Here is an 11,755-nt window from a genome sequence, read left to right as displayed (position 1 = left end):
TCATGCAGGCGCAGGCCGAGATGCAGGGGCGCATGGGCGCGATCGCCGACGTCTTCGGCGCCAGGCAGGCGGAGCTTACGCAATCGCTCGGGCAGCGGCTCGACGCCATGACCGGCCGCATCGGCCAGACCATGGCCGAGCAGACCAAGTCGACGCATGAAAGCCTGGCCAAGCTGCAGGAGCGGCTGGCGGTGATCGACACCGCGCAGGGCAATATCCAGTCGCTCGCCGGGCAGGTCGTGCAGCTGCAGGCGATCCTCTCCAACAAGCAAACGCGCGGCGCTTTCGGCCAGTCGCGCATGGAAGCGATCGTAGCCGACGGGCTGCCGCACGGCGCCTATGAATTCCAGGCGAGCCTCTCGAACGGCAGCCGGCCCGACTGCCTGGTGCGAATGCCCAACGGCGCGCCGATGCTGGCCATCGACGCCAAGTTCCCGCTGGAAGCGTGGAACGCCATCCGCGCCGCCGAGGGCGCCGACATGCAGAAGGTGGCGGCGCAGGCCTTTCGGCGCGACATCGAGGTGCACATCCGCGATATCGCGGAAAAATACCTGATCCAGGGCGAGACGCAGGACACCGCCTTCATGTTCGTGCCGTCGGAATCGGTGTTCGCGGAAATCCACGAGAATTTCGAAGCGGTGGTGCAGAAGGCGCACCGCGCCCGCGTCGTCATCGTCTCGCCGTCGCTGTTGATGCTGTCGATCCAGGTTATCCAGGCGATCCTGAAGGACGCCCGCATGCGCGAGCAGGCGCATCTCATCCAGGGTGAGGTCATCCGGCTGATGGAGGATGTGGCCAGGGTCGACGAGCGGGTGCGGCGGCTGCAGACGCATTTCGGCCAGGCGGCTAAGGACATCGACGACATTCTGGTTTCGACGTCGAAGGTCACCAAGCGCGGCCAGAAGATCGAGGCGCTGGAATTCGCCGAGGGCGAGACTGAAGCACCACGCCCGGCGAAGGCCGAAGGCGGCACGCGGGTGGCCGATTCAAAGACGGGACAGCTCAGGCTGCGAGTCGTCGAGGACGGCGACTGATCCCTACTGCTCCTCGATCGTCGTCATGCCTTCGAATTCCGGCAGCCAGTGCAGCGCCGAGCGGTGCCAGACCTGTCTCCTCGGAACCAGCTCCTCGCGCTGGCGCGCTGTGCCTACCCTGATGCCGTAGATTTTGGGCCCGTCGCCGACTGACGTCGCATAGAGATGTGAGCCGCAGTCGCCGCAGAAGCCTTGTGCGCGCTTGGCGCCGCTCGATCCGGTCTTGATATAGACTTTGGGCGTGCCCTTGGTGATCCGGTAATGCTCTTCTGCCGCCCCCACAGTCACGCGAAAGGCTGTTCCGGTCAGCTGCTGGCAATCCGTGCAATGGCAGATTCCGGTCTTTTCCGGGTCGACTTCCGCCTCATAGGTGATCGCGCCGCAATGGCATCCGCCGTCGATCTTCATCGGCCTGCTCCTCAAAATATTCGTTGTCGTGTTGAACCTAACTCTCCTCCGAAGCCTCGGCCATGGCCTTGCGCCGCCGCTCCCATGTGCCAGTCGCCTGCGGCTTAACGAAGAGCCTGGAGATTTGCGGCATTTCCTTCTTGAGCCTTGCCTCCAGGCGCTCGACGCAGGCTTCGATGTCGGGCGCGGTGAGATGGTCCTCGAATTCGATGCTCAAGCCCGCGACGATTTCCTCCGGACCGACATGGACGCTCAATATGCCGTTGGCCCGCTGCACCGCCGGATCCTCCTGGGCGATCGCCAGAACCTGGCGCTGCACTTCGGGAGAAGCGGGCTCGCCAATCAGCAATCCCTTGCTTTCGCGTGCCAGGAAAGCCGCCGTCGCCCCTAGAATGATTGAAATGCCGATCGAGCCGACGCCGTCGAGCTCCGGCAATTCCAGGAGTTGCGCCGACAGGATGCCGGCGAAGGCGACGACGAGGCCAAGCAGCGCGGCGCTGTCCTCGAACAGCACGGTGTAGACGCTCGGATCCTTGCTCGACTGCACGGCCTCGAACCAGCCCTGTCGGCCCTTCTGCTGGCGGAACTCCCTCAGCGCCACCAGCCATGAACTGCCCTCGAACAGGAACGAAAGGCCGAGCACGATATAGTTGACCTTGGCGTTGACGACCGGTTCCGGCGCCATGATGTGGATGATGCCCTCATAGAAGGAAACGCCGGAACCGAGCGCGAACACCAGAAGCGCGACGATGAAACTCCAGAAATAGAGCTCGCGCCCGTGACCGAGCGGATGGGTGCGATCGGGCGGCCGCGCGGCGCGATGCATGCCGTAGAGGAGCAGCGTGCCGTTACCGGTGTCGACCAGCGAATGCACGCCTTCCGACAGCATGGCGGACGAGCCGGTGAAGGCTGCCGCCGCGAATTTGGTGACCGCGATCGCCAGATTGCCGGCAAGCGCGGCGTAGATCACCCGTCTCGATCCGCTATGTCCTGCCATGCGATCCCCGGCTTGCCCTACGCGAGCTTAGCGGCCCGCCCGGCAAAGCTCTACAGACAATGCGCCAGTCCATGCGAGGTTTCGAACTGGCGTCGCGGCCGCAAAATCGGTTAACAGCCGGCCGGCCGGCTTAGCAAAGCCGCACTGCCTCTTGCAGTCCGTCATTTCTCTTGTTTCACTCGGATTGCCTACAATCGGAGGAGCGAATCATGGCTAAAGGTGCGATGAAGGCGGGCAAGGAAGCCCGCAAGCCGAAGAAGGACGCCAAGAAGCCCGCCGCGGCCCCGGCTCCCAAGGCGCCGCCGGTCAAGGCGATGCGCATCAAGGAAAAGTAAGCGGCGCGATTCGGTCGGCCGACTTGATGCAGGCTTGAACCGGCGGCATCACAATGCTGCCGGTGTTTTGTTGATCGGAAAATAGGCCATCCTATATTCAAGGAGCGAGGACGACCTCGCATCCCCGAAAAACCGGCCGGGACGACCCGCCACCAAGCATCTCAGGCGATGCTGGAATGACGGAGCGTTTTCGATGTCCTGGATCTTTCTTTTCTTCGCCGGCCTGTTCGAGATCGGCTGGGCGATCGGCCTCAAATACACCGACGGCTTCTCCAGGCCGCTGCCGACCCTTCTCACCATCACCTCGATGATCGTCAGCCTCGGCCTGCTCGGCCTGGCGCTGAAGACGCTGCCCGTCGGCACGGCCTATGCCGTATGGACCGGCATCGGCACCGTCGGCACGACGCTGCTCGGCATCTGGCTGCTCGGCGAGCCCGCGACCGTCGTCCGCCTGGCTTGCATCGGCCTGATCGTCTGCGGCATTGTCGGGCTGAAGCTGGTAGCCTAAATTTAGGGCTGACAGCACAAACGCGTTCAGGGCCGCTTTTGGCGACCCTGACCGATCTTCCAAACAACCCGAACTTAGCGGGCGGAGAAGCCCGGAGGCGTCCTGCCGACGCGCGCCTTGCGGGCGGCGTAGCGCGCGTCACGCTTGGCCTTGCGCGCGGCCTCGTCGGCAAGTTCGAGCGCAATGCGCTCTGCTTCCTCGGCCTCGCGGATTTTAGCCTCGGCGGCAGCAGCCTCTTCGGCGGCGATACGCGCCGCTTCTGCGGCGGCTTCGCGCTCGGCCTTCTCGGCCGCTTCGCGCGCCAGCTTCTCCTGCTTCAGCCTTGCCTTCTCCGCTTCGCGGATGGCGCGGGCCTCAAGGATCGCCTTGCGTTCGGCCTGGCGCGCCAGCACAGCGGGATCATCCGCCGCCGGCTTTGCCTTGAAGCGCGCGAGCAGCGCCTTCTTTGCCTCGTTCGCGGCATCGCGCCGCTCGAAAATGTCTTTTTCCCTGTAGATAGCCAAGTGTACTTCCCTGCAGTCTATTCGCGACGCTTACATACGCGTGAAAGCGGCGAGTTCAAGCGTCAAAACGGTATGCCAGCCATGAAAAAACCGGGCTTGTTGCCGCAGGGATACGGCTTGGCGATGCGCGATGCACTGTTCACCGATCGCGCCTCTGGCGGGCGGCAAGGCATACGGCTACCTAGAGCGCCAACAGGCAAAAATCCACATGAACAGGTTCAGGACGCAACCAGATGGAACTCGGTCTCTACACTTTCGCCGATGTCAGCCCGGAGCCGGGTCCCGGCGCCATCGGTCCGCATGAGCGGCTGCGCAATCTCATCGAGGAAATCGAGCTGGCCGACCAGGTCGGCCTCGACGTGTTCGGGCTCGGCGAGCATCACCGCCCCGACTATGCCGCCTCCGCGCCGGTCGTGGCGCTAGCCGCGGCGGCCGAGCGCACGAAGAAGATCCGCCTCACCAGCGCGGTCACGGTGCTCTCCTCCGACGATCCGGTGCGCGTCTTCCAGCAATTCGCCACGCTCGACCTTCTGTCGAACGGCCGCGCCGAGATCATGGCCGGGCGCGGCTCCTTCATCGAATCCTTCCCACTGTTCGGTTACAATCTGGAAGACTATGACGAGCTTTTCGCTGAGAAGCTCGATCTGTTGCTCGCCATCCGCGACCAGGTGAAGGTGACGTGGCAGGGCAAGCTGCGCGCGCCGATCAACGGGCGCGGCGTCTACCCGCGTCCCTTCCAGGACAAGCTGCCGATCTGGATCGCCATCGGCGGCACGCCGCAATCCGCAGCCCGCGCCGGAGTGCTTGGCCTGCCGCTGGCTTTGGCCATCATCGGCGGCGAGCCGGCTCGTTTCGCGCCGCTGTTCGATATCTATCGCGAGGCGGCGCGCCGCGCCAACACCGATCCAGCTTCGCTTGCGACCAGCATCAACGTGCACGGCTTCATTGCCGAGACAACCGAACAGGCGGCCGACGACTTCTACGGACCGCAGGCGGAGGTGATGAACCGCATCGGGCGCGAGCGCGGCTGGGGCCCGACCTCGCGGGCGCATTTCGACCAGGCGCGGAGTCCCAATGGGGCGCTCTTCGTCGGCAACCCCGAGCAGGTGGCTGAAAAGATCGTCGCCCAGCACAGGATCTTCAACAACGACCGCTTCCTGCTGCAAATGGCGATCGGCACCATGCCGCATGCCAAGATCATGAATGCGATCGAGCTCTACGGCACCAAGGTGGCGCCGATCGTGCGCAAGGAGACGGCCAAGACGGCGCCAGCGCCGGCTGCCTGACGAGCGATCCGCTCCAAACCGGCCCCCGGATGCGGAAAGCCGGCTCTTGGAACCTTGCCAGGAACTCCCGCGTTTCGGGCACAGGCCCGCCATGCATTGTCGGCTGGCGGCTTGCAAGGGAACCGATGAAAGCCGAACAGATCGCTTCGGGCGCAAGCGCTGCCGAAAGCCCTGACCCGCGTGCCGATGCCAGGGCGGACATACGCCTGATGCGGTCGCTGGTGATCGGGATCTTCATTCTGATGACGGCAGCGGCGCTGTACTTCGCCCGCGCCTTCTTCATGCCCGTGATGCTTGCCTTCCTGCTGGCGCTGACGCTGACGCCGATCGTGCGCTTTCTGAGAAAGCACGGGGTCCCCGAAGTGGTGTCGGCGACGCTGCTGGTGCTGCTGTCGATCTTCATTTTCGCTGCCGCCGGCTATCTGCTCAGCGGCCCGATCATCGACCTCATCAACAACTCCTATTCGATCGGCCAGCAGCTGACCCAGCGGCTGGCGCCGTTCAGACGGCCGCTCGAACGAATGATGGACCTCGCGCATCAACTGGAAGGGTTGACCGAGACCTCGCAAGAGCCCGGCCTGCAGCGGGTCGCGGTGGCGCCGTCCGGCATCCTCTCCACCGCGGCCAGCAACATCCTGGAAGCAGGCACCGCGATCACCATCGTCTTCGTGCTGTCGCTGTTCCTGCTCGCCTCCGGCACATTGTTCTACGAGAAGATCGTCCAATCCTTCGCCAGCATGACGCAGAAGAAGCGGGCGTTGCGCGTCGTCTATGACGTCGAGCGCGAGATTTCGCACTATCTGCTCACGGTCTCCATCATCAATGTCAGTCTCGGCACGGTGATCGGGTTGGGCCTCTGGGGGCTCGGCATGCCCAACCCATTGGTCTGGGGGGCGATGGCGGCCTTGCTCAATTTCCTGCCCTATGTGGGCGCGCTGATGACCGTCCTGATTGTCGCCGTCATTGCGCTGATCAGCTTCGACACGATCGCCTATGCGCTCTTGGCGCCGGCCTTCGTGGTGCTGTGCGACATTATCGAAGGCCAGTTCGTGACGCCGATGGTGGTCGGGCGGCGTCTTGAGATCAACGCCGTGGCGATCTTTATCGCCATCGCCTTCTGGTCCTGGCTGTGGGGCTTCGTCGGCGCGCTGATGGCGGTGCCGCTGCTGGTCGTCATCAAGGTGTTTTGCGACCATTTCGAAAGCCTGAGCCCATTCGGCAATTTCCTGGCGGCGCAGCAAGCAACTGTCGTCGATGACGAGCCGGCCGAGAACAACCACAATCAAGCAGGCTGAGGGCTGGCCCAATCCCAAATCCCGGTCCTTGTTTGCGACACCGGTGACCAGTGCCTATATCGGACCGGTCAAGCCGGACCCGTCCCGAATGAGCGACTTCGATCTCGATGGCTATTTCGCCCGCATCGGTCACGGCGGACCGGCCGACGCTTCGCTCGCCACGCTGCGGGCGCTGCACGCCGCGCACCCGCGGGCGATCCCGTTCGAGAACATCGATGCCTTGATGGGCGTTTCCGTCGGCCTCGACGTCGCTTCGCTGCAGGACAAGGTTTTTCGCCAGGGCCGCGGCGGCTATTGCTTCGAGCACAATCTGATCTTCATGCACGCGCTTGGCGCGCTGGGCTTCACTGTCGGAGGGCTTGCCGCCCGCGTGCTGTGGGGCCAGCCGGAGGACGCGGTCACCGCGCGCAGCCACATGCTACTGCGCATCGAGCTTGGCGGCCGCACTTACATCGCCGATGTCGGCTTCGGCGGCCTGACGCTGACGGCGCCGCTGCTCTTGGAACCAGGGCTCGCGCAGCAGACGCCGCACGAAACCTTCCGCCTCGTCGAGACCGGCGGACAATTCCGCCTGCAGGCCGATATCGGCGGTGATTGGCGCACGCTCTACCGCTTCGACCTGAGCCAGGCCTATGAGGTCGACTACCGGGTCGCCAGCCATTTCCTGTCGACGCATCCGAGCTCGCATTTCCTGTCGACGCTGGTCGCCGCGCTCGCTTTGCCCGACCGGCGCTACGCGCTGCGCAACAACCGGCTGTCGACGCATCATGCCGGCGGTCGCGATCTCGCGCTGCTCGCTGCGGCCGCCGAGCTTGCCGACGTGCTGGAGAACCAGCTCGCCATCGTCATTCCCGACCGCGCCGCCTTCGAGACGAGGCTCAGGGAAAAACGCATCGTGGAGACCTGACCAATGACCGCCCTTTCGGTTCTCGACCTGTCGCCGATCACCCAAGGCAGCACCGCCTCGCAGTCGCTCGCCAATTCGCTCGACCTTGCCCGCCATGCCGAGCACCTGGGCTACAAGCGCTACTGGCTGGCCGAGCACCACAACATGCCGGGCATCGCGAGCGCCGCGACCTCCGTCGTGATCGCGCATGTCGCCGGCGGCACCAAGTCGATCCGCGTCGGCGCCGGCGGCATCATGCTGCCCAACCATGCGCCGCTGGTGATCGCCGAGCAGTTCGGCACGCTGGCGGCACTTTTTCCCGGACGCATCGACCTCGGCCTCGGCCGCGCGCCGGGCACCGACATGCTGACCGCGCGGGCGCTGCGCCGCAACCTGGAGTCCGCCGACAATTTCCCGCAGGACGTGGTCGAGTTGATGGGCTATTTCCAGCCGGCCGAGGAAGGCCAGCGCATCCGCGCCGTGCCGGGCGAAGGCCAGACCGTGCCGGTCTGGATCCTCGGCTCCAGCCTCTATGGCGCGCAGCTCGCAGCGCTTCTCGGCCTGCCCTACGCCTTCGCCTCGCATTTCGCGCCGGCCGAGCTCGACCACGCGTTGGAGGTTTATCGCACGCGGTTCCAGCCGTCGGCGCAGCTCGACAAGCCCTATGTCATGCTCGGCCTCAATGTCTCCGCCGCGCCGACGGACGCGGAGGCGAAGCTGTTGTTCAGCTCGCTGCAGCAGGCTTTCGTCAATCTGCGCAGCGGCCGGGCCGGGCAATTGCCGCCGCCGGTCGAGAATTACGACCGCGATCTCGACCCGATGGCGAAAACCATGCTTGCCCAGGCGCTGTCCTGCGCCGTTGTCGGTTCGCCGGAGACGGTGCGCCAGGGCATCTACGCCTTCGTCCGCCGCACCGGCGCCGACGAATTGATGGTGACGGCGCAGATCTTCGATCACGCGGCGCGCGTGCGCTCCTACGAGATTCTCGCCGACGTGCACAAATCGATGTCGAAGGCGGCGTGATCGCGCCGTCACTTTTACCTGACATATTGGTAAGGGCGCGCAGATGTCCCTCTCAGCCAAGAGTTCCCCGTGACCAAAGATCTCGACGACCGCATGCATTTTGCCATCGACCTGGCGCGCCGCGCCGGCGAGCTGGGGTTGAAATATTTCCGCGACCTCGACAGTCTGGCCGTCGAGAGCAAGGGTCATCAGGACCTGGTTTCGGAAGCCGACCGCGAGGTCGAGCTGTTCATTCGCGCGGCGATCGCCGACGTGTATCCGCAAGACGGCATTATCGGCGAGGAGCATGCTGCGGTGACCGGAACAACCGGCCATGTCTGGGTGATCGACCCGATCGACGGCACCGCCAATTTCGTGCGCGGCATTCCCGCCTGGTGCGTGGTGATCGCCTGCGCCAGGGACGGCGAGACAGTGGTCGGCGTCATCCATGAGCCTTCGACCGACGAGACGTTCTACGGCCGGCTGGGCGGCGGCGCCTTCCTCAACGGCAAGCCGATCAAGACCAGCAATGCCGCGTCGCTTTCCGAGGGCGCCGTCGGCACCGGGCTGTCCAACCGCGCCTCGACCAAGAATGTCGTCACTCTCATCAGCCTGATCATGGCGGAGGGCGGCGTCTTCTACCGCAATGCTTCCGGAGCGCTGATGCTCGCCTATGCGGCGTCCGGCCGGCTGCTCGGCTATGTCGAGGAGCACATGAACGCCTGGGACTGCCTCGCCGGCATGCTGCTGGTCGAAGAGGCCGGCGGCACGGTGCTCAGAGCGGATCCGAAGACGGTGCTGGACCACGGCACGCAGGTGATCACCGGCGGCAGCCGCATCTTCCCGGGATTGCAGGCGCTGTGCGCGGAGGCCTTCGAACCTACGCACTGACGCTCTGCGCGATCGCACCCAGCGGCCGGCAGGAATTGCGGATCATCAGCCGGCCCTTCAGCACCAGCTTGCGCGGCGGCGCGTCGCGGTTGCCGGCCAGCCGGTCGAGCAGGAGGTTCGCCGCCTGCTCGCCGATCGCCTGCACCGGCTGCGCCACGGTGGTCAGCTGCGGCACGAACACGTCCGACCAGGGAAAGTCGTCGAAGCAGGCGACCGAAATGTCCTCGGGGCAAGATAGGCCGATGTCGCGGATCGCCTTCATCGTGCCGATCACCATCGGGTTGTTGGCCGAGAAGATCGCGCTTGGCCGGTCGTGCAGTGACAAGAGCTGCATGGTGGCGTTGTAGCCGTCGATCTCGTGGAAATTGCCGGAGCGTATGAGTTCCTCCGCCACCGGCAGGCCGGCCGCCTGCAGCGCCTCGCGGTAGCCAATCATGCGGTCATGCATGGGGGATATGTCGGAGGTGCCGGTGATGTAGCCGATGCGCCGGTGTCCGAGATGGATCAGATAGGTGACGGCGTCGAACACGGCGCGCTGGTTGTCCAGCACCACCGCGTCGGTGTCGACGCCCTCGCAGAGACGGTCGAGCAGCACCACCGGCACGTTGGTGTCCTCGACGATGCCCTTCAGAAGGCTGCCGTCGCCGACGCGTGCGACGATCAGCCCGTCGACCATGCGATCGAGCAGCAGGCGGATCTGCTCGTCCTGCGTGTTCAGATCCTCGTCGGTGCAGCACAGCATGACCGCATAGCCGGCGCGGTCGAAGGCCTGCTGGATGACCGAGACGACATCGGTGAAGAACGGGTTGGTGATGTGCGGCACGGTGAGGCCGATGGTGCGCGTTGTGCCCATCTTCAGGCTGCGGGCGATGGCATTGCGCTTGTAGCCGATGTCGCGGATCGCCTGCTCGATGCGTTGCGTAAGCTCGGGACTGACGGTGGCGGTACCGTTGAGCAATGCCGACACGGTGGCCACCGACACGCGCGCCGCCTCGGCTACGTGCAGCATGGTCGGTGCCGTGGATTTCCGCTGTTTTTTCCGCCCTGACGCCATCATTTTCGAAACGTTTAGCCGCCCATCTTTGACTAAACCTACGTAAAGCCGCCATTTTTCGCAAGAATTGAAATGCATCAATCCTCAGCAACCAGATAGGCGCTTGACACGTTCGAAACGTTTAGATTAGCGTTTGGGCAATCGAAGACGACGGAGGGAGGCCGTCCTTTGTCATGCAGCGCGCTGGCTCCATCACGACGGAAGACGTGACGGCCGACGGTCCGACCGTCGTCCTGAGCGCGACCGGCATTTCCAAGCGGTTCGGCGGCATCACCGCGCTGTCCGATGTCAGCCTGGACCTCAGGCGGGGCGAGGTGCATGCGCTGATGGGCGAGAACGGCGCCGGCAAGTCGACCCTGATGAAGATCCTCTCGGGCGTCTATACCGACTACGAAGGCACTGTCGCCATCGACGGCGAGGCGGTCCGTTTCGCCGGTGTTCGCGACGCCGAGGACGCCGGCATCGCCATCATCCATCAGGAGCTCAACCTCGTCCCCGAGCTCAGCGTCGCCGACAACATCTTCCTCGGCCGCGAGAAGCTGATCGCCGGGCTGGTGGTGGACCGCAAGGCGAGCAGCCGCGCGGCAAAAGCGCTGTTGGAGCGTCTCGGCATCGAGCTCGATCCGGAAGCGCGGGTCGGCCGGCTCAGGGTCGGCGAGCAGCAGCTGGTGGAGATCGCCAAGGCGCTGTCGAAATCGGCGCGCATCCTGATCATGGACGAACCGACATCGGCGCTGTCGCCGGCCGAGTGCGAGCGACTGTTCCGCATCATCCGCCAGCTCGCGGCAAGCGGCGTCGCCATCGTCTACATCTCGCACCGCATCGACGAGGTCATGCATCTGGCAAGCCGGGTGACCGTGCTGCGCGACGGGCGTCACGTGCTGACCAACGATATGGCGGCGCTGAACGAAGACGCCATCATCTCGGCCATGGTCGGCCGCGATCTTATGGCGTCCTCCGATCATCAGCGCGGTCCGGGCGGCAAGGCTGTGCTCGCGGTCAGGGACCTGTCGCTGTCGAAGCCGGACCGGCATGGCTGGCGCAGCGTGATCGAGGGCGTGAGCTTCGATCTTTCGGCGGGCGAAATCCTCGGCATAGGCGGGCTGCTGGGTTCCGGCCGCAGCGAAATCCTGGAAGCGATCTTCGGCTCCAGCGACGGCCGCACCGGCGGCGAGATCAAGCTCGACGGCGCGCCGGTCGAGATCGGCTCGCCGCGCGAGGCGCGCCGGCTGGGCATCGCCCTGGTGACCGAGGACCGCAAGACGCAAGGCCTGCATCTCACGGCCTCGATCACCGACAATGTCGCCTTGCCGCTGGTCGGCGCGCTGGCGCGCTTCGGCCTGCGCTCGCGTTCGGGCGAGCAAAGCCTGGCGCGCGAGGCCGTGAGCGCGCTTGGCATACGCTGCGAAAGCATCGAGCAGGCCGCCGGCACGCTGTCGGGCGGCAACCAGCAGAAGGTGGTGATCGGCAAATGGCTGGCGACACGGCCGCGCGTGCTTCTGCTCGACGAGCCGACGCGCGGCATCGATGTCGGCGCCAAGCGCGAGATCTACGAC

At 65.0% G+C, this 11,755-nt stretch carries 13 protein-coding genes; 9 read left to right on the top strand and 4 right to left on the bottom strand.

From position 1 onward, the window contains the following. A partial coding sequence (locus EOA23_RS25430; RefSeq protein ID WP_145966480.1) for a DNA recombination protein RmuC occupies nucleotides 1–1,034 on the top strand: 1,034 nt, incomplete at its 5' end. A gap of 3 nt (nucleotides 1,035–1,037) precedes the next feature. Here the strand turns inward: EOA23_RS25430 and EOA23_RS25425 are convergent. Together EOA23_RS25425 and EOA23_RS25420 are read right to left on the bottom strand one after the other, a co-directional pair. Next, nucleotides 1,038–1,442 carry a GFA family protein gene (locus EOA23_RS25425; RefSeq protein WP_127306168.1) on the bottom strand — a complete coding sequence of 135 codons (405 nt, stop codon included), beginning with the start codon at nucleotides 1,440–1,442 and terminating at the stop codon, nucleotides 1,038–1,040. 37 nt (nucleotides 1,443–1,479) lie between these two features. Beyond that, a complete protein-coding gene (locus tag EOA23_RS25420; RefSeq protein ID WP_127306167.1) occupies nucleotides 1,480–2,439 on the bottom strand; it encodes a cation diffusion facilitator family transporter in 960 nt (319 codons plus the stop codon). 209 nt (nucleotides 2,440–2,648) lie between these two features. Between EOA23_RS25420 and EOA23_RS36975 the strand changes: the two genes are divergently transcribed. Further along, a complete protein-coding gene (locus EOA23_RS36975) occupies nucleotides 2,649–2,774 on the top strand; it encodes a hypothetical protein (protein ID WP_095819016.1) in 126 nt (41 codons plus the stop codon). A gap of 193 nt (nucleotides 2,775–2,967) precedes the next feature. Further along, entirely contained in the window at nucleotides 2,968–3,282 is a 315-nt protein-coding gene (gene sugE / locus EOA23_RS25410; RefSeq protein ID WP_042647355.1) for a quaternary ammonium compound efflux SMR transporter SugE, read from the top strand. A gap of 74 nt (nucleotides 3,283–3,356) precedes the next feature. On the opposite strand, the gene EOA23_RS25405 is transcribed toward sugE, so the two are convergent. Further along, nucleotides 3,357–3,785, bottom strand: a complete 429-nt coding sequence (locus EOA23_RS25405) for a DUF6481 family protein (protein ID WP_127306166.1) — start codon at nucleotides 3,783–3,785, stop codon at nucleotides 3,357–3,359. Nucleotides 3,786–4,018: 233 nt separating this feature from the next. On the opposite strand from EOA23_RS25405, the gene EOA23_RS25400 reads away from it, so the two are divergent. The 5 genes from EOA23_RS25400 (at nucleotide 4,019) to EOA23_RS25380 (ending at nucleotide 9,145) form a co-directional block, all read left to right on the top strand. Then, a complete protein-coding gene (locus EOA23_RS25400; protein ID WP_127306165.1) occupies nucleotides 4,019–5,071 on the top strand; it encodes an LLM class flavin-dependent oxidoreductase in 1,053 nt (350 codons plus the stop codon). Nucleotides 5,072–5,196: 125 nt separating this feature from the next. Next, complete coding sequence (locus EOA23_RS25395; RefSeq protein WP_127306164.1) at nucleotides 5,197–6,366, top strand: AI-2E family transporter; 1,170 nt, start codon at nucleotides 5,197–5,199, stop codon at nucleotides 6,364–6,366. A gap of 88 nt (nucleotides 6,367–6,454) precedes the next feature. After that, complete coding sequence (locus tag EOA23_RS25390; protein ID WP_127306163.1) at nucleotides 6,455–7,273, top strand: arylamine N-acetyltransferase; 819 nt, start codon at nucleotides 6,455–6,457, stop codon at nucleotides 7,271–7,273. Between the two features lie 3 nt (nucleotides 7,274–7,276). After that, nucleotides 7,277–8,275 carry an LLM class flavin-dependent oxidoreductase gene (locus EOA23_RS25385; protein ID WP_127306162.1) on the top strand — a complete coding sequence of 333 codons (999 nt, stop codon included), beginning with the start codon at nucleotides 7,277–7,279 and terminating at the stop codon, nucleotides 8,273–8,275. A gap of 69 nt (nucleotides 8,276–8,344) precedes the next feature. After that, the gene (locus EOA23_RS25380) at nucleotides 8,345–9,145 is read left to right on the top strand and encodes an inositol monophosphatase family protein (RefSeq protein WP_127306161.1); all 801 of its coding nucleotides are present in this window, start codon (nucleotides 8,345–8,347) and stop codon (nucleotides 9,143–9,145) included. Here EOA23_RS25380 and EOA23_RS25375 read toward each other — a convergent pair. Beyond that, the gene (locus EOA23_RS25375; protein WP_127306160.1) at nucleotides 9,135–10,154 is read right to left on the bottom strand and encodes a LacI family DNA-binding transcriptional regulator; all 1,020 of its coding nucleotides are present in this window, start codon (nucleotides 10,152–10,154) and stop codon (nucleotides 9,135–9,137) included. The genes EOA23_RS25380 and EOA23_RS25375 overlap by 11 nt on opposite strands. A gap of 218 nt (nucleotides 10,155–10,372) precedes the next feature. On the opposite strand from EOA23_RS25375, the gene EOA23_RS25370 reads away from it, so the two are divergent. Next, on the top strand, nucleotides 10,373–11,755 hold a 1,383-nt coding region (locus tag EOA23_RS25370; RefSeq protein ID WP_145966479.1), incomplete at its 3' end, for a sugar ABC transporter ATP-binding protein.

The sequence above is a fragment of the Mesorhizobium sp. M2A.F.Ca.ET.042.01.1.1 genome (genome assembly GCF_003997405.1).
Lineage (GTDB): Bacteria > Pseudomonadota > Alphaproteobacteria > Rhizobiales > Rhizobiaceae > Mesorhizobium.
This window is presented reverse-complemented; position numbering and strand designations above follow the sequence as displayed.

What these genes read in the sequence shown, in the direction of transcription:
- EOA23_RS25385 (WP_127306162.1), top strand. Translation starts at nt 7,277, where the DNA reads ATGACCGCCCTTTCGGTTCTCGACCTGTCGCCGATCACCCAAGGCAGC.
- EOA23_RS25400 (WP_127306165.1), top strand. Translation starts at nt 4,019, where the DNA reads ATGGAACTCGGTCTCTACACTTTCGCCGATGTCAGCCCGGAGCCGGGT.
- EOA23_RS36975 (WP_095819016.1), top strand. Translation starts at nt 2,649, where the DNA reads ATGGCTAAAGGTGCGATGAAGGCGGGCAAGGAAGCCCGCAAGCCGAAG.
- EOA23_RS25425 (WP_127306168.1), bottom strand. Translation starts at nt 1,442, where the DNA reads ATGAAGATCGACGGCGGATGCCATTGCGGCGCGATCACCTATGAGGCG.
- EOA23_RS25395 (WP_127306164.1), top strand. Translation starts at nt 5,197, where the DNA reads ATGAAAGCCGAACAGATCGCTTCGGGCGCAAGCGCTGCCGAAAGCCCT.
- EOA23_RS25375 (WP_127306160.1), bottom strand. Translation starts at nt 10,154, where the DNA reads ATGCTGCACGTAGCCGAGGCGGCGCGCGTGTCGGTGGCCACCGTGTCG.
- EOA23_RS25420 (WP_127306167.1), bottom strand. Translation starts at nt 2,439, where the DNA reads ATGGCAGGACATAGCGGATCGAGACGGGTGATCTACGCCGCGCTTGCC.
- EOA23_RS25390 (WP_127306163.1), top strand. Translation starts at nt 6,455, where the DNA reads ATGAGCGACTTCGATCTCGATGGCTATTTCGCCCGCATCGGTCACGGC.
- sugE (WP_042647355.1), top strand. Translation starts at nt 2,968, where the DNA reads ATGTCCTGGATCTTTCTTTTCTTCGCCGGCCTGTTCGAGATCGGCTGG.